A 25419-nucleotide genomic window follows, 5' to 3' on the forward strand; every position below is an offset into this window, starting at 1 on the left:
TGGTCCGGTCAATTAAAGAGCGATCAGCGGCATCCTTGATGGCGTTGTTTAGTAAGGTGCTGGATCGCTGTATCCCAGAGGCGCTTTCGAGTATGATGCGCGTTCAAAATGTCTCCCAAACCCCCGCTACGCGCGATACAGGTTGCTACCATGCTTGAACTTCGCGGCGCACCAGCGCTATCACCTTTTCGTTTCAATAAATTGCAAGCCTGCCTGAAAGGCAGCGTCCCCGAAATTGACCATGTGTACGCCGAGTTCATGCATTTTGCCGACTTGGATGGCGACTTGTCTGACGTGGAACAGGCGATTCTTGATCGCCTGTTGAGTTACGGCCCAAGTGTTTCCGTAGAGCAGCCCGAAGGCGTGTTGTTTCTTGTTGTTCCCCGCCCTGGCACCCTTTCGCCATGGTCATCCAAGGCAACCGACATTGTGCGCAACTGTGGCTTGCGTCACATTCTGCGTATTGAGCGGGGTATAGCTTACTATGTTCGTTCAGCGAAGAAGTTAAGCCTCGAACAGCGGGGAAAAATTGCGGCGCTTTTGCACGACCGCATGACAGAAAAAGTATTTCACGAGATGGGCGGCGCCGAGTTGCTGTTCAGCCACGACGAACCTCGTGAGTTGGGTCGCGTGGGTATTCTTGCCGGCGGCCGCAAAGCACTGGTGGACGCCAATCGTCGCTTGGGTATGGCACTGGCGGACGACGAGATTGATTATCTGGTGGCTGCGTTCTCTGATCTGAAGCGTGACCCCACAGACGTTGAACTGATGATGTTCGCCCAAGCCAATTCCGAGCACTGTCGTCACAAGATTTTCAATGCGTCTTGGGACATTGACGGCAAAAAACAGCAGAAATCCCTGTTCGAGATGATTCGCAATACCTACGAAATGAACAGTGAAGGCGTGTTGTCTGCTTACAAAGATAACGCCTCTGTTATTGCCGGGAGCCGTGGGGGCCGCTTCTTCCCAGATTCGAATACCGGTGTCTACGGCTACAATCAGGAAGATATACACATCCTGATGAAGGTGGAAACCCACAACCACCCAACAGCGATTGCGCCATTTTCCGGAGCTGCCACTGGCGCCGGTGGAGAAATCCGTGATGAAGGCGCAACCGGTCGTGGCTCCAAGCCAAAAGCGGGCTTGAGTGGGTTTACCGTTTCTAACCTGAATTTGCCGGGTGACATCCAGCCTTGGGAAATTGGTTATGGCAAGCCAGACCGTATTGCCTCTGCGCTGGACATCATGATTGAAGGTCCGATCGGTGGTGCGGCTTTTAATAACGAATTCGGCAGGCCAAACCTCACGGGCTATTTCCGTACCTTTGAAGCCAAGGTGTCAGGCCCTGCAGGCGAAGAAGTGCGCGGCTACCACAAGCCGATCATGATTGCCGGCGGCCTGGGTAACATTCGAGCCGAGCATGTAGAGAAGGGCCACATTCCGGTAGGCGCCAAGCTTATTGTTCTGGGTGGTCCGTCTATGCTCATTGGCTTGGGCGGCGGAGCGGCATCCTCTATGGATTCCGGTTCCAGTAACGAAAATCTGGATTTTGCCTCGGTACAGCGTGGCAATCCGGAAATGGAGCGCCGTTGTCAAGAGGTGATTGATCGCTGCTGGCAGATGGGTGACACCAACCCGGTCTGCTTTATTCACGACGTTGGCGCAGGTGGCTTGTCAAACGCCATGCCGGAGCTGGTGAAAGACGGTGGTCGCGGCGGTAAGTTTGAATTGCGTGAAATCCCCAGCGACGAGCCGGGTATGTCACCGTTGGAAATCTGGTGTAACGAGTCTCAGGAACGATACGTTATGGCCGTGGCGCCAGAAAATCTGGAGTTGTTTGATGCGCTCTGTCGTCGTGAACGTTGCCCTTATGCGGTGATTGGCGAAGCCGCTGAAGAACACCATCTGGAGTTGGCGGATTCGTACTTCAATGATAAGCCGGTCGATCTGCCAATGGATGTGCTGTTTGGCAAGGCACCGCGTATGCATCGCAGCATCACCCGTTCGTCATTTACCAAACGCTTATTCGATTCCACCCGGGTGGACTTGCACGAAGCGATTCGTCGCGTGTTGCGTTTGCCGTCGGTGGGTTCCAAGAGTTTCCTGATCACCATTGGCGACCGCACCATTACCGGGCTTGTAGCGCGGGATCAGATGGTGGGCCCGTGGCAGGTTCCAGTTGCAGACGTAGCGGTAACCGCCAGTTCCTTTGACGTGCGCAGTGGCGAAGCTATGGCCATGGGTGAACGCACGCCGGTTGCCGCGGTCAACGCGCCGGCATCTGGCCGAATGGCGGTGGGTGAGACTCTGACCAATCTGGCTGCGGCGCCTATCGCCAAGCTGTCAGATGTGCGCTTGTCAGCAAACTGGATGGCAGCGGCTGGTCACCCTGGGGAAGATGAGAATCTTTATGAAACCGTGCGGGCGGTGGGTATGGAGCTTTGCCCAGAGTTGGGTATTACCATACCCGTTGGCAAAGATTCGATGTCCATGAAAACCGTGTGGGAAGAAAGTAGTGGTGAGCAGAAAAGCGTTACGGCGCCACTTTCGCTGGTGGTCAGCGGCTTTGCGCCGGTTACCGATGTGGGGCTGACACTAACGCCGGAGCTTCAGCTGGACGTTGGCGATACCGATCTTATCCTGATAGACCTCGCTGCAGGCCAGAACCGCCTTGGCGGCTCTGCGTTGGCCCAAGTATATGGCCAAGTTGGCGCAATAGCGCCGGACCTGGACGATCCGGAAGATATGAAAGCGTTTTTTGCGGTGATTCAGGGCCTGAACGCTGACCGAAAACTGCTCGCCTATCACGATCGCTCGGATGGCGGCCTTTTTGTCACTCTGGTTGAAATGTGCTTTGCCAGTCGTGCTGGTATCGACATCAAGCTAGATGGAGTGGCGGAGGATGCCTCGCAGTTCGCCCGCGAACTGTTCAACGAAGAATTGGGTGCGGTGATTCAGGTGCGCCGCGACGATACCGAATTCGTGCTGCAGCAGTTCTCCGCAGCTGGATTAGGCAACCATACAATCGTTATTGGTGAGCCGACTTCGGAGGCTCGTGTACAGATGAGCTTTAACGGCGAGTTTGTAGTGGATGAGCCGGTGCTCGATTTGCAGCGCCTTTGGAGCGAAACCAGCTTCCGTGTTCAATCGTTGCGCGACAACGAAGACTGCGCGCGGGAGGAGTTTGACAACCTTCTGGATGCCAAAGACCCGGGTTTGCAGGTAGTAACCACGTTTGATATCAATGAAGACATCAGTGCACCTTTTATCAACATTGGCGCGCGACCCAAAGTAGCCGTGTTGCGAGAGCAGGGCGTAAACGGCCACGTTGAAATGGCGGCGGCGTTTGATCGTGCCGGTTTCACCGCTGTTGACGTACACATGAGCGATTTGTTGTCTGGTCGAATGTCACTGGAAGGCTTCAACAGCCTAGTGGCTTGTGGCGGCTTTTCGTTTGGTGACGTTTTGGGCGCCGGCGGAGGCTGGGCCAAATCCATACTGTTCAACGATCGTGTGCGTGACCAGTTTGCGGCTTTCTTCAACCGTCAGGACACCCTGGCTCTGGGCGTGTGTAACGGCTGTCAGATGCTGTCCAGTCTGCATGAACTGATCCCTGGTAGTGAAGGCTGGCCGCGCTTTGTTCGCAATCAGTCAGAGCAGTTCGAGGCGCGCCTGGCTATGGTGGAGGTGTTGCCTTCACCGTCGGCCTTCTTCGAGGGAATGGCAGGTTCGCGTATGCCCATTGCCGTCGCACACGGCGAGGGCCAGATCGAGTTGAGCAGCGACATCTCGTTGGCGTCGCTGGCAGAAAGCGAACAAATCGCTTTGCGCTACGTCGACAATTACGGCGCCGCTACTACACGCTATCCGTTTAATCCTAACGGTTCTGAGGCTGGCGTGAACGGTTTCACAACTCGTGACGGCCGGGTAACGATCATGATGCCGCACCCGGAGCGCGTATTCCGCGCAGTACAGCATTCCTGGCAACCAAAAGGTTGGGACGAAGACGCCCCGTGGCTACGGATGTTCCGTAATGCGCGGCGCTGGTTTGGCTAAGTTGTTGGTGCAAAAGCCGGGCTTTTGTCAGCTCTGTTAAAGGAGCTGGCGGATGCCCGGTTTTTTTGCCTGCAATTTGTGTTGTTTGGGGATATCAAGAGAAAAAACTGCATAATTTTCAAAAAAAACTCTTGACTGGTAAATTTTATGCACATTTTCGGGCATTCACTGTATGTTCTGTAAACAACCCCATGATTTATCATGATAATTTCAGTAGTTAAATTCAAGTAGTTGATAAATAACGATTATTTTTAGTCGGCGATTTTGTCACCAATCTGTCTTAAAGGCAGTAATGGCGGGGTTTTTGGGGCGCTACTTAAAAACTTTCCCCAGAGTTATCCACAGATTCTGTGGGTAACTTTTTTGAATTTTCAGGTGTTTAGAATTTGACCGTCTATGAGGGATTCTATGTATAAGATTTGCTACTTTGTGCCAGAAAGCCATCTTGACGAAACCAAACATGCATTATTCGGCGCTGGAGCGGGGCGTATTGGCGATTACGATCAATGTGCCTGGCAAATATTAGGGCGAGGGCAGTTTCGACCACTGGACGGAAGCCAGCCGTTTATCGGTCAAGCGGGTGTGCTGGAAACCGTTGCAGAGTACAAGGTGGAGTTGGTGTGTGGTGAAGGCTGCGTGAGAAATGCCATTGCTGCATTAAAGGCGGCGCATCCTTACGAGGAGCCCGCCTACGAAGTGCTTGCTTTGACACAGTTTTGATCAGGCCTTTCCGGATTTCGCCATAGGGTGACGAATACTGTCAACGTGAACCCCGAACGTCTGCTTTTTCATATCATTTATTAGAAGCTCAAGGGTTTTACGCACAGTCGGAAACGACAGTTCGTCCCAAGGGATGTCTGACAGCTCAAACAATTGTGTTTCCAGTGATTCCTCACCTGCTCCATATTTACCCTCAATCAGCGTGGCGCGGTAAAATATGTGTACCTGATCGATGTGTGGAACGTCGAGTATGACGTAAAGGCCCTCAATGTTAACTTCCGCGAGAGCCTCCTCACGGGTTTCGCGAACAGCCGCTTCTACGGTTGTTTCTTGGTTTTCCATAAAGCCTGCAGGCAGAGTCCAATAGCCGTAGCGAGGCTCTATGGCGCGGCGACACAGCAGAATACGGTTGTCCCATACCGGCACCGTGCCTGCGATAATGCGAGGGTTCTGATAATGAATGGTGTTGCAGTGGGTGCACACGTAGCGGTGACGATTGTCGCCCTCGGGGATCCGCTGCTCTACCTGTTCACCACAGTCACTGCAGTATTTCATAGCTTTCCCCGTATACTGAGAGTAGATATCGTAAAGGCCGTTAGTTTAACCATCTGAGCCACCTTAGCGCCATGGCGCCTGTGATAGAAGCATGCCAGGAGATACTTTGAAGCACTTGTTACATTCCCGGTTAGCAGGCTACCGGCCTAACGAACTGGCGCTGGACTATCCTGAAGCTGGTATTTTGGTGCCTATTACCGACAACAGCGGTAATCCGGAGATGTTGTTCACTTTGCGATCTGCCCATCTCAAAACCCATCGTGGCCAAGTAGCGTACCCGGGTGGAAAGCGCGACCCCGGAGACGAAAACCTGATGATGACGGCTCTTCGAGAGACCCATGAGGAAATCGGCTTGCCGCCAGACCAGGTGCAGATTGTGTCGTCGCTAAGCCAAGTTGCATCTCACGCCCGTATTCTTGTAACACCATACGTAGGCGTGGTACCCGAAGACCATCCTCTACGCCCTAATCCCGCAGAAATCGAAAGTGTGTTCCGTGTCCCCATAGCCTGGTTGCTGGAAGACCGGCGTGAGCGTACCGATGCGTTACCATTTATGGGTGGCACCATTCATGTGCCCTGCTACCGCTGGGAGAAATACCAGATATGGGGTTTGTCAGCCGTAGTGCTGGTCGATTTTATGAACGCTGTGTACGATGCCGGTATTGATCTGGAACGACCGCCCTCGCGTTAATATGGTGGTGTTAGTCGGTGTAGAAACCAACAGAGACGGCATACTTCAAGAGGAAATTATGTTTTACAAATTGAACGACAGAGTTCCGGTGCTAGAAGGGAGTGGCCATTTTGTTGCCGATAATGCCTCGGTGATCGGCAGTGTTCGCTTGTTAGACAAAGCCAGTGTGTGGTTTAACGTGGTGATTCGCGGAGATAACGAGCTGATTACGCTTGGCGAGCAGAGCAATGTGCAGGATGGTGCCGTATTGCATACCGACCCAGGATTACCGTTAAACATTGGCCGTGGCGTGACTGTGGGACACAAAGCCATGCTTCACGGCTGTGACGTGGGCGATTATTCGTTGATTGGCATCAACGCAGTTGTGCTGAACGGTGCCAAAATTGGCAAACACTGCTTGATAGGAGCGAATACGCTTGTCCCGGAACATATGGTCATACCCGACGGCTCTCTGGTTATAGGTTCGCCGGCACGGGTAAAGCGCCAATTAAGTCCGGAGCAGCAAAAGATGTTGGAAATGGCCGCACTCAGTTACGTCAAGAATGCTGCGTACTATCTGGACAATCTGCAACCCTGTGAGCCCGAGCGATGAGCGTTGCTAATAAAGTCAGGTCGCCTTGTGTCAGTATTTGCGCGCTTAATGAAGAGGGCGTGTGTATTGGCTGCCATCGTTCTGGCGATGAAATTATGAGTTGGATGCAAATGAACAACGACGAGCGGCGCGAGGTATTGCGTTTGGTTGCTGAACGCGAGAAAAAAGCTTTAATCTGAACCCGGCTGCTGGCCGTTCAATATCATCCGATGGAATCGTTATGGAACAAAAAATAGCTGACGTCACTTTGGGAACGCCGTTAACAGACACCGCGTTTAAAGTTCTGTTTTGCGGTGCCGGTGAGTTGGGCAAGGAAGTTGTCATAGAGCTGCAGCGTTTTGGTGTGGAAGTTATCGCCGTTGATCGTTATGCAAACGCACCCGCGATGCAGGTTGCCCACCGCAGTCACGTTATCGATATGTTGGATGCTCAGGCATTACGGCGGATTGTCGAGCTTGAAAAGCCGAACCTGATTGTGCCGGAAATCGAAGCCATCGCTACCGCAGAGTTAGTTAAGCTCGAAAATGAAGGTTTTACGGTGATTCCGTCGGCAAGGGCTGTGCATCTAACCATGAATAGGGAAGGCATTCGTCGGTTGGCAGCTGAAGAGCTGGAATTGCCGACGTCGCCCTTTCGGTTCGCAGGTACAAAAGAAGAGTATTTGGCGGCGGTGGAAGAGGTTGGGTTGCCATTAGTGGTGAAGCCGGTAATGAGCTCGTCTGGTAAAGGGCAGTCAACCGTAACCCGCGCCGAGCAGATCGAGGCTGCGTGGGATTATGCTCAAAGCGGCGGTCGTGCTGGTAAAGGAAGGGTGATTGTTGAAGGTTTTGTGGACTTCGAGTATGAGATCACTCTGTTGACGGTGAAGTACCGCGATGGCATATCGTTTTGCGATCCTATTGGCCATCGTCAAGAGGATGGCGATTATCGCGAATCCTGGCAGCCTCAGCCGATGTCGGGTCTCGCGTTTGAGAGAGCAGCTCGCATTGCTCGTACGGTGGTTGAAAGCCTGGGTGGTTTGGGGGTTTATGGCGTAGAGCTCTTCGTTAAGGGCGACGACGTTTGGTTTTCGGAAGTGTCGCCGCGGCCTCACGATACGGGTTTGGTAACGTTGATCAGTCAGGACCTTTCTGAATTTGCTTTGCATGCCCGGGCAATTCTCGGGTTGCCAGTTCCCTCTATACGTCAATACGGCCCTGCGGCATCGGCGGTCGTGCTGCCGGTAGGTGACTCGAAGCGTATCCGATACAGTGGTATGCAACTGGCACTGGCTGAGCCTGATACACAGTTACGTCTGTTTGGTAAGCCGGAGCTGACCGGCCGACGTCGTATGGGCGTTGCACTGGCGCTGGCTGGCTCTATTGATGCTGCACGGGAAAAAGCGAGAAACGCCGCAAGTGCTATTAAAGTGTCTCTGAACTAGTTAAAGTACCTAGACAGTTGGAGGTAGCCATTTATGGATGCCTGGCAGGTGGTTCAAGGCCAGTTTGAAGTTTTTTGATAAAGTTCAGATTGGCTGTTGACGTGTACCGAGAAGTCTGTAGAATGCGCATCTCGCTTGAGGGACAGCCGGTTACAGAGGGGCAGGAATTAAGCGAGAACTGTTTGGTAAGACGTTGAAAAGTTTAGGAAATCTGATTTAAACTTTGAACGCGAAAACGGTTGACACGGTTCGGATACGCTGTAGAATGCGCCTCTCGAATCAAGCATTACCAGCCGGTTGATTCGGCGGTTTTGGAAGGAAGATCTTCCGGAGCGGCTCGAAATAAACGGTTGACAGGACAGCGAAACGATGTATAATTTGCCTCCTGATTGAGCCACGGCTCAAACGCTCTTTAAAAAATTAACCAAGTAATTCGTGTGGGCGCTGACTGGAGTATTTCGGTAAGAAATACCAAGTCAACGACTCGTCAAGAATTGAGTTTTTGTACTTGAGCAGATTTAAGATCTTCGGATCTTGTATGATTTAAACTGAAGAGTTTGATCATGGCTCAGATTGAACGCTGGCGGCAGGCTTAACACATGCAAGTCGGGCGGAAACGATGGTAGCTTGCTACCAGGCGTCGAGCGGCGGACGGGTGAGTAATGCTTAGGAATCTGCCTAGTAGTGGGGGATAGCCCGGGGAAACTCGGATTAATACCGCATACGCCCTACGGGGGAAAGCAGGGGATCTTCGGACCTTGCGCTATTAGATGAGCCTAAGTCGGATTAGCTTGTTGGTGGGGTAATGGCCTACCAAGGCGACGATCCGTAGCTGGTCTGAGAGGATGATCAGCCACATCGGGACTGAGACACGGCCCGAACTCCTACGGGAGGCAGCAGTGGGGAATATTGGACAATGGGCGCAAGCCTGATCCAGCCATGCCGCGTGTGTGAAGAAGGCTTTCGGGTTGTAAAGCACTTTCAGCGAGGAGGAAGGCCTTAAGATTAATACTCTTGAGGATTGACGTCACTCGCAGAAGAAGCACCGGCTAACTCCGTGCCAGCAGCCGCGGTAATACGGAGGGTGCAAGCGTTAATCGGAATTACTGGGCGTAAAGCGCGCGTAGGTGGTTATGTAAGCGAGATGTGAAAGCCCCGGGCTCAACCTGGGAACGGCACTTCGAACTGCATGGCTAGAGTGTGGTAGAGGGTAGTGGAATTTCCTGTGTAGCGGTGAAATGCGTAGATATAGGAAGGAACACCAGTGGCGAAGGCGGCTACCTGGACCAACACTGACACTGAGGTGCGAAAGCGTGGGGAGCAAACAGGATTAGATACCCTGGTAGTCCACGCCGTAAACGATGTCAACTAGCCGTTGGGGATCTTGAATCCTTAGTGGCGCAGCTAACGCACTAAGTTGACCGCCTGGGGAGTACGGCCGCAAGGTTAAAACTCAAATGAATTGACGGGGGCCCGCACAAGCGGTGGAGCATGTGGTTTAATTCGACGCAACGCGAAGAACCTTACCTGGCCTTGACATGCAGAGAACTTTCCAGAGATGGATCGGTGCCTTCGGGAACTCTGACACAGGTGCTGCATGGCCGTCGTCAGCTCGTGTCGTGAGATGTTGGGTTAAGTCCCGTAACGAGCGCAACCCCTATCCCTAGTTGCTAGCAGGTAATGCTGAGAACTCTAGGGAGACTGCCGGTGACAAACCGGAGGAAGGTGGGGATGACGTCAGGTCATCATGGCCCTTACGGCCAGGGCTACACACGTGCTACAATGGCGCGCACAGAGGGCTGCAAACCCGCGAGGGGGAGCCAATCTCACAAAACGCGTCGTAGTCCGGATCGGAGTCTGCAACTCGACTCCGTGAAGTCGGAATCGCTAGTAATCGTGAATCAGAATGTCACGGTGAATACGTTCCCGGGCCTTGTACACACCGCCCGTCACACCATGGGAGTGGATTGCACCAGAAGTAGTTAGTCTAACCTTCGGGAGGACGATTACCACGGTGTGGTTCATGACTGGGGTGAAGTCGTAACAAGGTAGCCCTAGGGGAACCTGGGGCTGGATCACCTCCTTAAACGATGCCGAACGCTTCGGTCAGAGTCCACACGAATTACTTGGTTGATTAATTAAAGAGAGCAAAGGGTCTTTCAGGCCCAGCGGTCTTGTTGAAAAACAAGCGAAACCGGGTCTGTAGCTCAGTTGGTTAGAGCGCACCCCTGATAAGGGTGAGGTCGGTGGTTCAACTCCACCCAGACCCACCAGACTTGCATAGCTTTTGGGGCTATAGCTCAGCTGGGAGAGCGCCTGCCTTGCACGCAGGAGGTCAGCAGTTCGATCCTGCTTAGCTCCACCATTATACAAATGGTCTGAATAACCTGAAAACCCTGAGAACCCTGAGAACCCTGAATGTCCTGACTTCGGTCAGTGTACAGAAAAAAGTATTTCAGTTTAGCGTCCGCTAAGTCTGAAGTTCTTCTTTCTGATCACTGGGTCAGATTTGCTCTTTAACAAATTGGATGAGATAGAACACGAATACTTTTCTCTACGGTCTTTGAGGAAAGTGTTCAAGTGATAACGATTTTTTCAAGCGTTATCCGGTGTTGTCGTTGAAGTGGTTGTTTATAACTTCGAGTGACGGTCTCTAATGTTCCCTGGAACACTCCTGTTCGACTTCGGTTGAGCGGCGGTGGGCTTGTGTCATTGGTGATCAGTTGTCTTGGGGTTATATAGTCAAGCAACTAAGCGCATACGGTGGATGCCTAGGCAGTCAGAGGCGATGAAAGACGTGGAAGCCTGCGATAAGGTTCGGGGAGCTGGCAAACGAGCTGTGATCCGGACATTTCTGAATGGGGAAACCCACCCAGTTTAGGCTGGGTATCTTACACTGAATACATAGGTGTAAGAGGCGAACCGGGAGAACTGAAACATCTAAGTACCCCGAGGAAAAGAAATCAACCGAGATTCCCTAAGTAGCGGCGAGCGAACGGGGACTAGCCCTTAAGCTAGACAACTGGTAGGAGAAGGCTCTGGAAAGTGCCGCCATAGTGGGTGATAGCCCTGTATCCGAAACCTGAGTCTAGTGAAATCGAGTAGGACGGGGCACGAGAAACCTTGTCTGAATATGGGGGGACCATCCTCCAAGGCTAAATACTCCTGACTGACCGATAGTGAACCAGTACCGTGAGGGAAAGGCGAAAAGAACCCCTGTGAGGGGAGTGAAATAGATCCTGAAACCGTATGCGTACAAGCAGTCGGAGCAGACTTGTTCTGTGACGGCGTACCTTTTGTATAATGGGTCAGCGACTTATGTTCAGTGGCGAGGTTAACCGTTTAGGGGAGCCGTAGGGAAACCGAGTCTGAATAGGGCGATTTAGTCGCTGGGCATAGACCCGAAACCGGGCGATCTATCCATGAGCAGGTTGAAGGTTGAGTAACATCAACTGGAGGACCGAACCCACTGTCGTTGAAAAGCCAGGGGATGACTTGTGGATCGGAGTGAAAGGCTAATCAAGCCCGGAGATAGCTGGTTCTCCCCGAAAGCTATTTAGGTAGCGCCTCGGACGAATACCACAGGGGGTAGAGCACTGTTTCGGCTAGGGGGTCATCCCGACTTACCAACCCGATGCAAACTCCGAATACCTGTGAGTACTATCCGGGAGACACACGGCGGGTGCTAACGTCCGTCGTGAAGAGGGAAACAACCCAGACCGCCAGCTAAGGTCCCAAAATTCCAGTTAAGTGGGAAACGATGTGGGAAGGCTCAGACAGCTAGGAGGTTGGCTTAGAAGCAGCCATCCTTTAAAGAAAGCGTAATAGCTCACTAGTCGAGTCGGCCTGCGCGGAAGATGTAACGGGGCTCAAACTGGATACCGAAGCTGCGGCTGCATACTTTGTATGCGGGGTAGGGGAGCGTTCTGTAAGCCTGCGAAGGTGAGTTGAGAAGCTTGCTGGAGGTATCAGAAGTGCGAATGCTGACATGAGTAACGACAATGCGAGTGAAAAACTCGCACGCCGGAAGACCAAGGGTTCCTGCGCAACGCTAATCGGCGCAGGGTGAGTCGGCCCCTAAGGTGAGACCGAAAGGTGTAATCGATGGGAGACGGGTTAATATTCCCGTACCTTGAATCACTGCGATGGAGAGACGGAGAAGGCTAGGTAAGCCGGGCGACGGTCGTCCCGGTTTAAGCGTGTAGGGAGGGGACTTAGGCAAATCCGGGTCCTCAATTCTGAGACGTGATGACGACTGCCCATGTGGCGGGAAGTTATTGATGCCATGCTTCCAGGAAAATCTTCTAAGCTTCAGGTGATTTGAGACCGTACCCCAAACCGACACAGGTGGTCAGGTAGAGAATACCAAGGCGCTTGAGAGAACTCGGGTAAAGGAACTAGGCAAAATGGTGCCGTAACTTCGGGAGAAGGCACGCTGGTGGTATGTGACACCCCTTGCGGGTTGAGCAGAAGCCAGTCGAAGATACCAGGCCCCTGCGACTGTTTATTAAAAACACAGCACTGTGCAAACACGAAAGTGGACGTATACGGTGTGACGCCTGCCCGGTGCCGGAAGGTTAATTGATGGGGTTAGCATTCGTGCGAAGCTCTTGATCGAAGCCCCGGTAAACGGCGGCCGTAACTATAACGGTCCTAAGGTAGCGAAATTCCTTGTCGGGTAAGTTCCGACCTGCACGAATGGCGTAACGATGGGGGCGCTGTCTCTACCCGAGACTCAGTGAAATTGAAATCGCCGTGAAGATGCGGTGTATCCGCGGCTAGACGGAAAGACCCCGTGAACCTTTACTATAGCTTCACAGTGAACTTTGAACATGTTTGTGTAGGATAGCTGGGAGGCATTGAAGCGTGAACGCTAGTTTGCGTGGAGCCAACCTTGAAATACCAGCCTGGCATGTTTGAGGTTCTAACTCTGTCCCCTTATCGGGGATGAGGACACTGTGTGGTGGGTAGTTTGACTGGGGCGGTCTCCTCCTAAAGCGTAACGGAGGAGCACAAAGGTGGGCTAAGTACGGTCGGACATCGTACGGTTAGTGTAATGGCACAAGCCCGCTTGACTGCGAGACAGACACGTCGAGCAGGTACGAAAGTAGGTCATAGTGATCCGGTGGTTCTGTATGGAAGGGCCATCGCTCAACGGATAAAAGGTACTCCGGGGATAACAGGCTGATACCGCCCAAGAGTTCACATCGACGGCGGTGTTTGGCACCTCGATGTCGGCTCATCACATCCTGGGGCTGAAGCCGGTCCCAAGGGTATGGCTGTTCGCCATTTAAAGTGGTACGCGAGCTGGGTTTAGAACGTCGTGAGACAGTTCGGTCCCTATCTGCCGTGGACGTTGGAGATTTGAGGAAAGCTGCTCCTAGTACGAGAGGACCGGAGTGGACGAACCTCTGGTGTTCGGGTTGTCACGCCAGTGGCATTGCCCGGTAGCTATGTTCGGATAGGATAACCGCTGAAAGCATCTAAGCGGGAAGCCCCTTCCAAGATGAGATCTCCCTGGGCCCTAGAGGCCCCTGAAGAGCCGTTCAAGACCAGGACGTTGATAGGTTGGGTGTGTAAGCGCTGCGAGGCGTTGAGCTAACCAATACTAATTGCTCGTGCGGCTTGACTATATAACACCCAAGACAATTGCGGATATCGCAGCGAAAAAATCATTATCACGGCCCTTAAAGCCAACGTTCTATCTCATCCCCCAGTGATCAACCGTTTTGTCTGACGACCATAGCGGCCTGGTACCACCTGATCCCATCTCGAACTCAGAAGTGAAACAGGCCTGCGCCGATGGTAGTGTGGTTCGCCCATGTGAGAGTAGGTCATCGTCAGACTCTTATTGCTAATTGCCCCGATAGCTCATGCCGTCGGGGCTTTTTTTTGCCTGAAATACAGCGGGCGAAGGTCTAATCCGTTCTCGATTGTTTGGTTATGGCAACCAGATTTCGAATACACCGCCACCAAACTGCCCGCCATTCAACAGCTTGATAAAACCTTTGCGGCCACCTGCGTTGTGAAGAGCGGCTATGGCATTGGCGAAGTAGAGCCCCAAGTGTGTATTACCCCCACCAAAGTCGATGCTGTGGTCCATTTCCTGGCGCAGCATAGATTCTGTAAAGCCCGGGCCATCGTCGTGTACGCTAATCACCAGATAGTCCTCGCAATAGACTGCATTCAGGCACATCTCATGTTTAGCGTAGCGAACTGCGTTACTTACACTGTTGTCCAGTACACTAGCGATTAATTGATGATCAAAATATCCACTGATGTCTTGGGCATTGTTTTGGCAGCTAATATCTTGGCCATCGATTATTGAGACATAGCGAGCAATGGTATCGTCCAACAGGTCACGTACAAAATGTTCTTCGGTGTGCGCGCTCAGCATGTTTTGCTGCAGGCGATAAGACCCAAGAAGGCGCACCAGGTCGTTGTGAATACGCTCGGCTTGGTATTGTAAGATATTGAGGTTTACGCTAAATGAACCACTGGCTTGCTGTTCATCGCGCAGGTCTTCTAATGACGACAACAATACCCCGAGTGAATTTTTCATATCATGGATCGATGCGGCAAGAATTAGCGAAAAATCTGCGCTTGGCCTTGTCATGGTAATAGCGCCTCCACGCGTTCCTTTAGGGCGCTATAGCGCTCGAATTGACTGTGGTTCTCCTGCAAACTCGACAGACGCTCCAGTGCCGACCGGCATAGAACGGCCATCTCGGGCTCCTGCTCTAGAGATTTATGACGTTTCAGAATGACCTGTATCAGATTCAGGTTCAGGGCAATTTGGTCAGGTACAATTTTCAGAGCAGCTGAAAAACCTCCAATAGCTTCGTCAATTCGATTGTTTTGAAAATCGTCTATTGCTTCGTGATTCAAACTACGAGCCTGTAGTTTTTGACGGAATCCCACGGGCTCATCCAGAAGGCTTTCCACTTTACGCTGAATATCGGCGTCTGAACGATACCGGTGTGCCAACTGCGCCAGGCGATTTTTGGCTTCTTCTTTGCTGTTGAGTAAAAACAGGGCTTTTGCGTATTCTATTTCGGTGTCTGCCGAAATAGTGGGCGGCACCGGCGTCAGTTCTTGCCGTACCTTGTCTAAGAGTGCTTGAGAATCTGCCAGACATCCTTCGGCCGCAAGCAGCCGGCATTGCAGAATGCGGCTGCGAACAGACAGGTTCGCGTCGTTGGTAAAGCGTTTTTCCATGGCTGCCAGCGTTGTATTGGCTTCCTTGATCTGTGCGGCAGTAACTTGCGGGCTAGAACTCTTGTCCAAATTGCTATCGGCGGATTCGCTAAGATCAGCGAGTGCGCTGGACAAGGCAAGGTAGTGGTCGGGGCTTTCATGAATAGAATGTTGGCTCAGACTCACTGTTCGTCGCCAGGCTTTTACCGCTGATTCCATGTCTGCGTTCATCTCCGCCTGCAGAGCCAGTTTTTTCTGCCGCAGCAGAGCATTGGGTGAATGCTGGACGGCAGCTTCCAGTATTTGCTGAGATTGTACCGGGTTGCCCATGGTAGCAAGGCCCTCGGCAAGAAGATCATAGGCCTCCATGCAATCTGGGTTGCTATTTACCAAGCGTTGAAGGTCAAGCACCGAATCCTCACCTTTACCCTTAGCTAACAATACACGGCACCGGCCTAGAAGAGCCCAAGGTATATCGCGTGAGATTAGCGTGTCGTTATATATTGACTCGGCTTGATCCAGTTCGCCGAGCCGGAAATAAAGGTCACCCAAGGTTTTCAATAGCCACGTGTTGTAGCGTGGCTGTGTTTTCTGCGCTTGCAGGCACAAGGCCACGGCTTTTTCATAATTATGTCGGTCAAGCTCGCGGTTTATGGGTAGCAACGCTTCCCGCTGTTGCAAAAGACTGCTCAGCCGAGTGTGCAGGACCGCGCGATTAATTGGCTTGGCGAGGTACGCATCTGGCTGGCAATCCCTTGCTGCTAACACCATGTGGCGCGATGTTTCCGCGGTAATCATCATAAATACGGCGGTGTGAGACAGCAGCTTGCGAAACCGCAATTCTTCCAGAATCTGCTGGCCATTACGGCCATCACCAAAGTTGTAATCGCAAAGCAATATATCAACCTTGTTATAAGAGCAGTAATCGATGGCCTGCTTGGCGTCAGACGCCAGTTCGATTTTTTCAGCACCGCAACTGCTGAGCATGGTGCGCATCGACAGACGGAAGCTATCGACGTCATCCACGACCAGATAGTTCAGTTTACCGAAGGCAGCGGGACGAAGAGTGGTTCCCATTTGCGGACCTATTTTAAAAGTGTATTCACCATAGCGCGCAGAGCAGCCGGTTTTACGGGTTTATAAAGCACATGATAGCCGCGGTCGGTAGCGTCATCTCTTACCTCTTGTGCCATATAGCCGGTAATCAGGATGCCGGGAAGGCGTTTGTCCAGAGCTACGCGCAGCGTGTCCATGGCGTCTAGACCGTTTTTGTCGTCGTCTAGCTGATAGTCGGCAAGCAGAATGTCGGGAATGCCCGTGCCCAGTTTTGTCATGGCGTCGTCCAGGCTTTCCGCAGCTGTTATCTGGCATTGCCAGTTACTCAACAGCGCGACCATCCCCTGAAGAATAGCGGCATCGTTATCAATACATAGCAGATGGCGGCCCTTCAGACTGGATACTCGCCGAGCCGGACCGTGTGCCTGTACCGGCAGGGGTGTTAGCTCCTCGGCGGCCATTCTGGGCACCGTAATACTGAATACACTGCCACGACTCTGCCGCGACTGAACCGTCACCGGATGATTGAGCATACCGCTGATGCGGTCGACGATGGCAAGGCCAAGGCCCAGACCTTTTTTGTCACGCCCATGCTGGAAACGGCGGAACTCTTCAAAAATCTGGGTCAGCTGATCGTCCGGAATGCCTGGCCCTGTGTCCCAGACTTCAATGCGCAGGTAACCATCTAGGCGACGACAGCCCAGCAGGATGCGGCCCTCGGGTGTATAGCGTATAGCATTGGACAGAAAATTCTGGATCACCCGGCGCAAAAGCTTTGCATCTGAGCGGATCCAGGCGGAACTGGGTACCACATCCAGTTCAAGATCTTGATCTTTGGCGATGGCAGAAAAATCGTTTGCCAGCCGGCGGATGATATCGCTGACCGGAAACACGCTGATGTCCGGCTCCAGAGCACCGGCATCCAGTTTGGAGATATCCAGCAAAGTACTGATAATTTCTTCGGCCGCACCCAGTGAGCTGTCGATGTGTTCGACCAATTGCTGGCACTCGACACTTTGGGATTTACCTTGTAGGGCAGAGGTAAACAGGCGTGCGGCATTTAAAGGTTGAAGCAGGTCGTGACTAGCTGACGCGAGAAATCGTGTTTTACCGTGATTGGCTTGCTCGGCCACAGACTTGGCCGTGAGCATCTGCTCGTTGATCACCTGCAGTTCCTGGGTTCGCTCTTTGACCCGTTGTTCCAGATAGATATTGGTTTCTTTCAGCGCCTGTTCAGTGCGGCGCATGGGTGTTATATCCTGAAATGTCGTGACATAGCCGCCGCCGGGAATCGGCGCGCCTTCAATACGGATAAACGTGCCATCGGGCCGCTGGAGCTCATAGGAAACACGCTGGCCTTGGGTCATGCTGTCAATGCGTTCGACAACGATTTCATCAATTTTGCGGGCCGACAGGTTTGCGTTAGTCAGGGTGTAGCGAAGCAGGTCAGCCGCCGGTCGTCCCAAGCGTACAAAACTCTTGGGGTAATTGAACAGTTCAATGTATAGGTGATTCCACACCACCAGCTCCTGCTGATGATTCACCACCGACACGCCAAGGCTGAGGTTTTCAATGGCCGAATGCAGTAGCTCCCGGCTAAACGTCATCGCCTGTGAGGCCTCATCCACAATGCTGACGACGTCTTCAATCTGCATGTCGCGACCGGTCAGGGTCGATTCCAAAACCACACGCGCGGTTGAACCGCCGATAATCGATGCCAACTGGCGCTCTATATACTTCATCAAATGTGTTGTTGCCGGCCGCTGTGGGTAAAGGCGGATGGCATTGCGGCGCTCGTAATTGCGAAACACCGTTTCTGCGCGCTCGTCGCCCATGAAGCGATCAGCCAGAGCCTGCAGGTCGGAGGTCAGAATTTCACCCTGCCAGGTTTGCTGGTGCGGGGTTTCGCCGCGGCCGAGTGCGTCTTGAAAATAAGTGGCAATCTGTATTTTTTCACGTACTCGTTGGCGGGTCAGTAAAGACAGCACAATATAAATCGCCGTATTGGCCCCCAGACTCCAGATTATACCGTGGCTAATTTGGTCCAAATCGGTACCAAACAACGCCGTGGGTCGGGTCCAGCTCATGCCCCAGAGACCTTGCTGAACAAGTGTGTCGTTGATCCAGCCGGTAGATGCCAGTGCAGGCAGAAGCAGCGTGTAGAGCCATAGTATAAAGCCTATAAACAGACCCCATACCGCTCCGTTGTGGTTACCACCGCGCCAGACGATTCCGCCTACCAACGCAGGTCCAAGTTGCGCCGCAGCAGCGAACGACAGTAACCCGAAGGCCGTTAAACTGGTGTCTTCGCCTGCCATCCGATAAAAGCCATACGCTGTTAGTAAAACAGCGCAAATTGCGATGCGACGGATGCTAAGTAGCAGGTAGCTCAGGTCCGCCTTGCGATTCATTCTGGGGCGAAAGAATTTCAACAAAGCTGGCATGATGATTTCGTTGCTGACCATGGTGGCGACCGCAACTGAGCACACAATCACCATCGCCGCCGCTGCGGAGCCGCCCCCCAGAAACGCCAGTACTGCAAGCCAGGTATTGCCGGCCAGAATGGGCAACTGAAGCGTCATAATGTCAGGGTTGTAGTTGGCGCCATCCGGCACTAGCAAGCTGGCAGCTGCAATCGGCAGTACAAAAGCGCTAGCGATGATCAGATAAATAGGCATAGCCCAGCGCGCAGTCTCGAAATCGCGAGGATCGCTGTTTTCAACCACCATAACGTGGAACTGCCGCGGCAGGCATACAATGGCTACCCCGGCGACCAGGGTTTGGGTAATAAACGCGGTCAGATTCAGGTTTTGGGTTGTCAGCACTCCGATGAGATCGGCCGCGGCCACCCGCTGTGTGAGATCGCCAAAACCATTGAAAAAACCAAACAGCACAAACAACCCAACCGCTGAAAATGCCACCAGTTTGATCACAGATTCAAACGCAACGGCTTGAATCATGCCGCGGTGATGTTCTGTTGATTCCAGATGGCGGGTGCCAAATAAAATGGTAAACAGAGCCAGAGCCAACGTGATGTACCAGGCTGAATCGCTCCAGGCGGCGTTACTGAGTTCCTGAACGCTGCCCTGGGGGCTGGACAGCACCGCAAAGCCCATGGCGATGGCTTTTAACTGCAAGGCGATGTAAGGCACGCTGCCGATTAGCGCAAAGACGGCTATCATCGCTGCTAACAACTGGGATTTTCCGTAGCGGGAAGCGATAAAGTCGGCTATGGAGGTGCTGCTGTTGCGCTTGCTGATATGAATGATGCGGCGCAACAGCGGTGCGGCGAACACGAATACCAGTAACGGCCCAAGATAGATGGGCAAAAATCCAAGACCTTCCTGGGTGGCGCGACCAACGGCTCCATAAAAGGTCCAGGAGGAAAAATACACGGCCAGAGACAGCGCGTAGATGTGAGTTCTAGCCAGGCGATGCCGGTATAGCCCCGGGTGGCGATCGCCTGCCCAAGCCACAAAAAATAGCAGTGAAATGTAGGTGATGGAAATCAGAACCAGCAGCCAGGCGCTTATCATAACGTTCGCTATTCCAAGGCAATGGGGCGCTTGCAGGCCGACATAGGCGCCAGCGTGACGCGTCCTCTATTCATCAGCGGCATACGGTAATCAGTAAGCGGTCGCCCGGTGTCAGTATCTTCATGTTATCAAGGCTGGGGCGGCCATCTGAGGCCAGTGGCAACAGCTCACGATCGTTGCAATTGAGTAGATGTACTCGGTGAGAAACGGAATCAGTCAGTTTTTGCTCGAAGCGGTACAGGGTGAAAAGAACAATATTGTCGTCATTAGCGTTGCGCTGCACGCTGTTGATATCCACCGTCGAGAACGCAGTGACATACGGAAAGGCAAAGCTCCATGGACGCCAGAGCACGGCTTGGCTTTCAGTATTGACCACGACCGCTTCCGAAGGCAGCTGCGCCTTTTTAAAGTCGTACCAGGTGTACTCGCCCTGAATCAGATAGGCCATCATGCCAGCACCGGCAAAGGCCGGAATAATCCACTTTGGCAGGCGTTGGCGGGTTAGTGAGCGAAGCGCTAATGCGATCCCTGCAGCACCCAGGCCGCAGACAACGGTCGCAACAAGTGTCCAGAACATATGGTTTTCCTTAAAAAAAGAAACGGGCTCCTTTTTCAAGGAAGCCCGTTTGGTTTCAATTGCCCAATGTTACCACTGATTTAGCAAAAGCTTGTGTTAGTGGCCTTGAGCTTCGCCCGCACCGCGTGGGTAACGAACACTTTCTACCAGTTCCTGGATCTCGATGGGTGGCTCTTCAGTTGCGTAGGACAAACCGAAGGCTACCGCAAAGTTGACGACGGCACCAATCGCACCGATCGACAGTGGGGAGATCCCGAATACCCAGTTTGCCGGGATATCGGCTAGGTTGTTGGTGCCCGGGATGAACAACCATCCCTTGTACACAAAGATGTACGTCAGGGTGAAGGCCAGACCGGCCAGCATACCGGCAATCGCGCCTTTGTTGTTCACTCGCTTGGAGAAGATCCCCATCATCAGAGCCGGAAAGAGTGACGCAGCAGCGATACCGAAGGCCAGTGCCACGACCTGAGCGGCGAACCCGGGAGGGTTGGCTCCCAGGTAGGTGGCCACCACTATGGCAACCGCCATGGATATCCTCGCGGCCAGCAACTCTCCTTTCTCCGTAATGCCGGGGTTGATTGAGCCCTTTATCAGGTCGTGACTGACTGCTGAGGAAATCGCCAGCAACAGTCCCGCCGCCGTTGACAGTGCCGCTGCCAGACCACCTGCTGCAATCAATCCGATAACCCAGCCAGGCAGGTTGGCAATCTCCGGGTTGGCCAGTACTAGAATGTCCCGGTTCACCTCCAATTCGTTGCCATTCCAGCCACGAGACTGAGCGGTTTCTTCAAACGCCGGAGTGTCGTTATAAAGCTGAATCCGGCCGTCTTGGTTCTTGTCTTCATAAGTAATCAGACCGGTCACTTCCCATGCTTTGACCCATTGCGGACGGTTATCGTACTCGATAGGAGCAGCCGCTGTTCCATCAGGGTAGATGGTGGTCATCAGGTTCAGTCGGGCCATGGAGGCTACGGCCGGTGCAGTCAGGTAGAGCAGGGCAATGAACACCAGTGCCCAGCCAGCAGACCAGCGCGCATCGGCAACCTTCGGAACTGTAAAGAAGCGGATGATAACGTGTGGCAGACCGGCTGTACCGATCATCAGTGTCAGGGTAAACAGAACCATGTTCAGCTTGTTGTCCACGTCCGCTGTGTACTCGTTGAAGCCAAGGTCGGTGATGACCTGATTCAGCTTGGTGAGAATCGGCAGCCCCGAGTCAATGTGGGTGGAGAACAGGCCCAGCGCCGGTATAGGGTTACCGGTCAGTTCCAGCGAGATAAATACCGCGGGGATGGTGTAGGCCATAATCAGAACGCAGTACTGAGCCACCTGAGTGTAGGTGATGCCCTTCATGCCGCCCAAAACAGAGTAGCTGAAAATAACCACCGCTGCGATCATCAGACCGGTTGTAGCATCGACTTCGAGGAAGCGGGAAAAGGCCACGCCAGCACCGGCCATCTGGCCGATAACATAGGTCAGAGAGGCCACGATCAGGCAGATAACGGCGACCAAGCGCGCTTTATTGCTGTAGAAGCGATCACCGATGAACTCGGGCACGGTGAACTTGCCAAACTTCCTCAGGTAAGGAGCGAGCAGCATGGCAAGCAGCACATAGCCGCCGGTCCAGCCCATCAGGAAGGTGGAGTTGGCGTAACCACCCGCGGCAATCAGGCCCGCCATGGATATGAAAGACGCCGCCGACATCCAGTCTGCACCGATCGCCATACCATTGGTGATCGGGTGAATGCCGCCACCGGCAACGTAGAAGTCACTTGTGCTACCGGCTCTCGCCCAGATAGCAATGACGATGTAGAGGAGGAAGGAACCCCCTACGAAGATAATGTTAATCGCAAATTGGCTCATTGTTATTATTCCTCGCCTACGCCGAATTTTTCGTCAATCTTGTTCATGCGCCAGGCATAGAAAAAGATCAAAACAATAAAGGTGAGAATGGATCCTTGTTGGGCAAACCAGAAGCCAAGATCGGTTCCGCCAACCGCGATGCCAGATAGCATGGGGCGAAGCAGAATGCCAAAACCGTATGAAACCAAAGCCCATATAATAAGGCTTCCGTAAATCAGGCGGAGGTTCGCCTTCCAGTACTGCTCAGCGTTTTCGCTATGACCTGACATAGAGTACTCCTGTTATTATTGTGGAGCTGGCGGTATTACCGTATGGACTTTGCTGCAATGCGAGCCTCTGTGATATTGGCAAAAGGTCTAAAGTTCTGGAGTTTTACGGGTTTACGGTTGAAATTTGAGGGTTGGCGCAGACGCTTCAGCTCGATATGCGCCGTGGCTTTGCAAATGGCGCGGCTAAAGCCGTTGCATATTTCTCAGGTGGCGCTGGTAACGCAGTTTGTAGCTGAGTTGGGCCAGGGTGTGAGTGCCCTGTTGTGCGGCTTTATTGAGAGCAATTAACGTGAGTTCGGCGGTGACCATAGCGTCAGCTGCCGCGTGATGGCGTGTACTGGCCTGCAAGCCGAAGGTGTCAGCCCAGTTGTCCAAGCCCTTGCCCTGCTTATTGGCGCTTGGAAAAAAGGTAGGCATTAGCTCTGCAACATCGAGCCAGATGTGATTTTCGCCGTAGCCGAGTTCCGCGCGCAGGGTTTTCTCAAGAAACTTCTGATCAAACGCCGAGTGATAGGCCAGAATAGGGTCGCCATTCATCCAGTCCAAAAGGTGCAACAGAGCGTCTTCGGTTTCGTGGCCGTCGGTCAGTGCTTCGGGGCCAATGCCGTGAATCAGTACGGTTTTACGGATATCCAGCTCTGGCCGGCGCAGTATCAGGTCAAACTGGTCGTCTAGCGGTATGGAATTGTTATTAATGGCTACGGCGCCTATGGCGATCACCTGATCTTTGGCTGGGTTCAGCCCCGTGGTTTCCAGATCGAGCACGATTAACCGCGAGGTCATCAATAGCTGTTTGCCAATCGTTTTGGGGTTCGGCAGGTTGGCGGTGTCTATACCGCCACGCTTTTTGCGTTCCAGCCACTGTTTCAGAAAGTCGATCATGTTCAGGCCCCGGGGCTAGAGCTGGTAGGCCAGTTCCAGCTTCTGTTGCAGGCGCTGGGCCTGGCGGAAAGATTCGCGGAGTATTCGGCGGTCCAGCGGGTTCAAGTCATCTGGATCAATGTAATTGGTTAGCGGTTCTTTGTTTTCGAGCATTTCATTGTGTGCCCGCATACGGATGGCCTGTATCAGGCTGTAGGCTTCTTTCCAGGCGTTGGCATCTTTTGCGTCGAACACACCTTTGCGAGCCAGTTCATCCATCCGCTCCAGGGTATTCGCAGCTCCTACACCGTTAGCCAAGGCGAACACCCGTACGGTTTCAACGAAGGGTGCCAGGCCCTGACGTTTGAGATCTAACGCGTGTTTTTTACCATCGCTGACATAGCGAAAACTGCGGAACATGGTCAGTGGCGGCTTACGGGTAAAGGCGTTGCCCGCTAGCATTTTCTGGAATAGCGGATTGTTGCCGATACGCTTCAGAACTGTTTGGAATAGCTCGTGCAACGGTTCGCTGGGGCCAAAAACCGCGCGCATGTCGAGGAATATAGACGAATATACCAAGTTCTGCGGTGTCGAAGCATCGATAAAGTGCACGAACCAGTGGTCCCATTCGGCGCCGCTCAAGCACAGTTTCGGATTGCTGGCCATAATATTGCCCTTACACAGAGTGAACCCACATTCCGCCAGCTCGTCGTTCACGATGCGCGCGAACGGCAGCAGTTTCTCCCGTACTTGATCTTCCGTCATACCTTCCGGCGTGGTGAACAATATGCCGTTGTCCTGATCGGTCAACAGAGTCTGCTCCTGGCGACCCTCGCTGCCGAACGTCAGCTAGGTGAACGGTATGCCGGGATCGTTTTTGGCGATGTTCAGTTCTAATACACGGCGCACGGTGACGTCGTTCAGGGTCGTAATGATTTTTACGATCTGGCCGGAATCGGCGCCGTGGGCCAACATCGAATCAACCAAGTGCGAAACATCCGCGCGCAGGCTAACCAATGTGCGCAGGTGAGTTGCGGTGCCGATGGTGCGGGCTAGGTTGACCAGGTCTACCCGCTGCAGTGCAAACAAATCCCGTTCTGATACAACGCCAATCAATCTGTTCTCGTCGTCCACCACACAAATGTGGGCAAAGTGATGCTCCGCCATCAGCATGGCGGCTGCAAAGGCATTTTCTTTTGCCAGCAATGAGCAGGGGTTCGGTGTCATAACGTGCCGAATCGGGGCGCTCAGGGGGGCCTTTTCTTCGGCAATCAGTGTGCGCAAGTCGCGCAATGTGAAAATGCCCACCGGATGTCGGTTGTCGTCGGTGATCACAATACTGCCTACGTTGCTTTCGTGCATACGCGCTACAGCTTTGTGCACGGGCAAGTCGGGTGTGCACACAATGGGATTACGTAGGGCGAAGCGTTCCAGTGGGGAATCTAACGTAAAATTCGAACCAATCGATGCCATGGCGCCGGATTGTATGCGTTGATTCACCTGATCGAGAAGGCTGCTAACGCCGCGCAGGCAAAAGTCGCGGAACGTATCGCTTTGAGTAAACAGGGTGACAAAATCTTCATGTTCAATGTTCAGACAAAATGTGTCGCCCACCGATCGGTGCAGCGTGCGGGTAGGCCGCTCACCCACAAGTGCTGCCAGTGGAAAACAGTCCCCCAGGCCAATCTCGAAAGTGGTTTCGGTGCGATCGTCCCTACTATTCAGTCTCTCGCCACGAATCCGACCCTGCTTTACAACGTAAAATTGGTTAGCAACGCCATCGTCCGCAGACAAAACCACCTCGTCATTAGCGTAAAAACGTAGCGTAGAATGCTCTGCAAAGTGCGCTAGATGATCTTCTTCCATATTGGAAAAAGGTGGATGATTTTGTAGAAAAGCCATAATGGCCCGGGTATTTTGCGGGCGATTCTGGTCTTGAGAGGCTGCTGCCATAGTCGGTTTCACTTTGTCGACGACGGGTGAATTTAGTTACATTCTAGTGCAGGCGCCGCCGGATTACTTT

General features: G+C 53.0%; 14 protein-coding genes, 2 tRNA genes, 3 rRNA genes and 1 pseudogene. 11 read left to right on the forward strand and 9 right to left on the reverse strand.

The window, feature by feature from the left end; all coding sequences use genetic code 11:
* Positions 1 to 150 precede the first annotated feature (150 nt).
* The gene (gene purL / locus MRBBS_RS06700; RefSeq protein ID WP_014870693.1) at positions 151 to 4056 is read left to right on the forward strand and encodes a phosphoribosylformylglycinamidine synthase; all 3906 of its coding nucleotides are present in this window, start codon (positions 151 to 153) and stop codon (positions 4054 to 4056) included.
* A gap of 408 nt (positions 4057 to 4464) precedes the next feature.
* Positions 4465 to 4776 carry a YqfO family protein gene (locus MRBBS_RS06705; RefSeq protein ID WP_014870695.1) on the forward strand — a complete coding sequence of 104 codons (312 nt, stop codon included), beginning with the start codon at positions 4465 to 4467 and terminating at the stop codon, positions 4774 to 4776.
* Here the strand turns inward: MRBBS_RS06705 and MRBBS_RS06710 are convergent, their stop codons facing one another.
* Positions 4777 to 5331 carry an NUDIX hydrolase gene (locus MRBBS_RS06710; RefSeq protein ID WP_014870696.1) on the reverse strand — a complete coding sequence of 185 codons (555 nt, stop codon included), beginning with the start codon at positions 5329 to 5331 and terminating at the stop codon, positions 4777 to 4779.
* Positions 5332 to 5437: 106 nt separating this feature from the next.
* On the opposite strand from MRBBS_RS06710, the gene MRBBS_RS06715 reads away from it, so the two are divergent.
* From MRBBS_RS06715 to rrf, 9 genes are all read left to right on the forward strand, one after another.
* A complete protein-coding gene (locus MRBBS_RS06715; RefSeq protein ID WP_014870697.1) occupies positions 5438 to 6022 on the forward strand; it encodes an NUDIX hydrolase in 585 nt (194 codons plus the stop codon).
* A gap of 58 nt (positions 6023 to 6080) precedes the next feature.
* Positions 6081 to 6614 (forward strand): gamma carbonic anhydrase family protein, encoded by a 534-nt coding sequence (locus MRBBS_RS06720; protein ID WP_014870698.1) that lies wholly within the window; start codon positions 6081 to 6083, stop codon positions 6612 to 6614.
* Positions 6611 to 6793 (forward strand): DUF1289 domain-containing protein, encoded by a 183-nt coding sequence (locus tag MRBBS_RS06725; protein ID WP_014870699.1) that lies wholly within the window; start codon positions 6611 to 6613, stop codon positions 6791 to 6793. Before MRBBS_RS06720 ends, MRBBS_RS06725 begins: the two co-directional genes overlap by 4 nt.
* Before the next feature lie 41 nt (positions 6794 to 6834).
* Positions 6835 to 8037, forward strand: coding sequence for a formate-dependent phosphoribosylglycinamide formyltransferase (gene purT, locus MRBBS_RS06730; RefSeq protein WP_014870700.1), 1203 nt, complete (start codon positions 6835 to 6837; stop codon positions 8035 to 8037).
* 545 nt (positions 8038 to 8582) lie between these two features.
* Positions 8583 to 10123: ribosomal RNA gene (locus MRBBS_RS06735) — 16S ribosomal RNA — on the forward strand.
* A gap of 110 nt (positions 10124 to 10233) precedes the next feature.
* Positions 10234 to 10310: transfer RNA gene (locus tag MRBBS_RS06740), tRNA-Ile, on the forward strand.
* A 16-nt stretch (positions 10311 to 10326) separates the two neighbouring features.
* Positions 10327 to 10402, forward strand: a tRNA-Ala gene (locus tag MRBBS_RS06745).
* Between the two features lie 375 nt (positions 10403 to 10777).
* Positions 10778 to 13670, forward strand: a 23S ribosomal RNA gene (locus tag MRBBS_RS06750).
* Positions 13671 to 13769: 99 nt separating this feature from the next.
* Positions 13770 to 13883 (forward strand): 5S ribosomal RNA (gene rrf / locus MRBBS_RS06755).
* Together the 16S, 23S and 5S rRNA genes with 2 tRNA genes alongside form the textbook arrangement of a ribosomal RNA operon.
* Before the next feature lie 95 nt (positions 13884 to 13978).
* On the opposite strand, the gene MRBBS_RS06760 is transcribed toward rrf, so the two are convergent.
* From MRBBS_RS06760 to MRBBS_RS20240, 8 genes and pseudogenes are all read right to left on the reverse strand, one after another.
* Positions 13979 to 14599, reverse strand: a complete 621-nt coding sequence (locus tag MRBBS_RS06760; RefSeq protein ID WP_227497597.1) for a sensor histidine kinase — start codon at positions 14597 to 14599, stop codon at positions 13979 to 13981.
* A gap of 50 nt (positions 14600 to 14649) precedes the next feature.
* Positions 14650 to 16311, reverse strand: coding sequence for a response regulator (locus MRBBS_RS06765; protein WP_014870702.1), 1662 nt, complete (start codon positions 16309 to 16311; stop codon positions 14650 to 14652).
* An 8-nt stretch (positions 16312 to 16319) separates the two neighbouring features.
* Complete coding sequence (locus tag MRBBS_RS06770) at positions 16320 to 19826, reverse strand: PAS domain-containing hybrid sensor histidine kinase/response regulator (RefSeq protein ID WP_014870703.1); 3507 nt, start codon at positions 19824 to 19826, stop codon at positions 16320 to 16322.
* Positions 19827 to 19899: 73 nt separating this feature from the next.
* Positions 19900 to 20403, reverse strand: coding sequence for a hypothetical protein (locus tag MRBBS_RS06775; RefSeq protein WP_014870704.1), 504 nt, complete (start codon positions 20401 to 20403; stop codon positions 19900 to 19902).
* A gap of 96 nt (positions 20404 to 20499) precedes the next feature.
* Positions 20500 to 22266, reverse strand: a complete 1767-nt coding sequence (locus MRBBS_RS06780) for a sodium:solute symporter family protein (protein ID WP_014870705.1) — start codon at positions 22264 to 22266, stop codon at positions 20500 to 20502.
* 5 nt (positions 22267 to 22271) lie between these two features.
* Positions 22272 to 22535 (reverse strand): DUF4212 domain-containing protein, encoded by a 264-nt coding sequence (locus MRBBS_RS06785; RefSeq protein ID WP_014870706.1) that lies wholly within the window; start codon positions 22533 to 22535, stop codon positions 22272 to 22274.
* A 183-nt stretch (positions 22536 to 22718) separates the two neighbouring features.
* Complete coding sequence (locus MRBBS_RS06790) at positions 22719 to 23417, reverse strand: PolC-type DNA polymerase III (protein ID WP_014870707.1); 699 nt, start codon at positions 23415 to 23417, stop codon at positions 22719 to 22721.
* Positions 23418 to 23432: 15 nt separating this feature from the next.
* A pseudogene (locus MRBBS_RS20240) lies at positions 23433 to 25349 on the reverse strand (putative nucleotidyltransferase substrate binding domain-containing protein).
* Positions 25350 to 25419 lie beyond the last annotated feature (70 nt).

Source organism: Marinobacter sp. BSs20148, assembly GCF_000283275.1.
Classification (GTDB): domain Bacteria; phylum Pseudomonadota; class Gammaproteobacteria; order Pseudomonadales; family Oleiphilaceae; genus Marinobacter; species Marinobacter psychrophilus.

Bases quoted from the DNA above. Each gene is read 5' to 3' on its own strand.
- purL (WP_014870693.1), top strand. From the start codon at position 151: ATGCTTGAACTTCGCGGCGCACCAGCGCTATCACCTTTTCGTTTCAAT.
- MRBBS_RS06705 (WP_014870695.1), top strand. From the start codon at position 4,465: ATGTATAAGATTTGCTACTTTGTGCCAGAAAGCCATCTTGACGAAACC.
- MRBBS_RS06710 (WP_014870696.1), bottom strand. From the start codon at position 5,331: ATGAAATACTGCAGTGACTGTGGTGAACAGGTAGAGCAGCGGATCCCC.
- MRBBS_RS06720 (WP_014870698.1), top strand. From the start codon at position 6,081: ATGTTTTACAAATTGAACGACAGAGTTCCGGTGCTAGAAGGGAGTGGC.
- MRBBS_RS06725 (WP_014870699.1), top strand. From the start codon at position 6,611: ATGAGCGTTGCTAATAAAGTCAGGTCGCCTTGTGTCAGTATTTGCGCG.
- purT (WP_014870700.1), top strand. From the start codon at position 6,835: ATGGAACAAAAAATAGCTGACGTCACTTTGGGAACGCCGTTAACAGAC.
- MRBBS_RS06760 (WP_227497597.1), bottom strand. From the start codon at position 14,599: ATGAAAAATTCACTCGGGGTATTGTTGTCGTCATTAGAAGACCTGCGC.
- MRBBS_RS06765 (WP_014870702.1), bottom strand. From the start codon at position 16,311: ATGGGAACCACTCTTCGTCCCGCTGCCTTCGGTAAACTGAACTATCTG.
- MRBBS_RS06770 (WP_014870703.1), bottom strand. From the start codon at position 19,826: ATGATAAGCGCCTGGCTGCTGGTTCTGATTTCCATCACCTACATTTCA.
- MRBBS_RS06775 (WP_014870704.1), bottom strand. From the start codon at position 20,403: ATGTTCTGGACACTTGTTGCGACCGTTGTCTGCGGCCTGGGTGCTGCA.
- MRBBS_RS06780 (WP_014870705.1), bottom strand. From the start codon at position 22,266: ATGAGCCAATTTGCGATTAACATTATCTTCGTAGGGGGTTCCTTCCTC.
- MRBBS_RS06785 (WP_014870706.1), bottom strand. From the start codon at position 22,535: ATGTCAGGTCATAGCGAAAACGCTGAGCAGTACTGGAAGGCGAACCTC.
- MRBBS_RS06790 (WP_014870707.1), bottom strand. From the start codon at position 23,417: ATGATCGACTTTCTGAAACAGTGGCTGGAACGCAAAAAGCGTGGCGGT.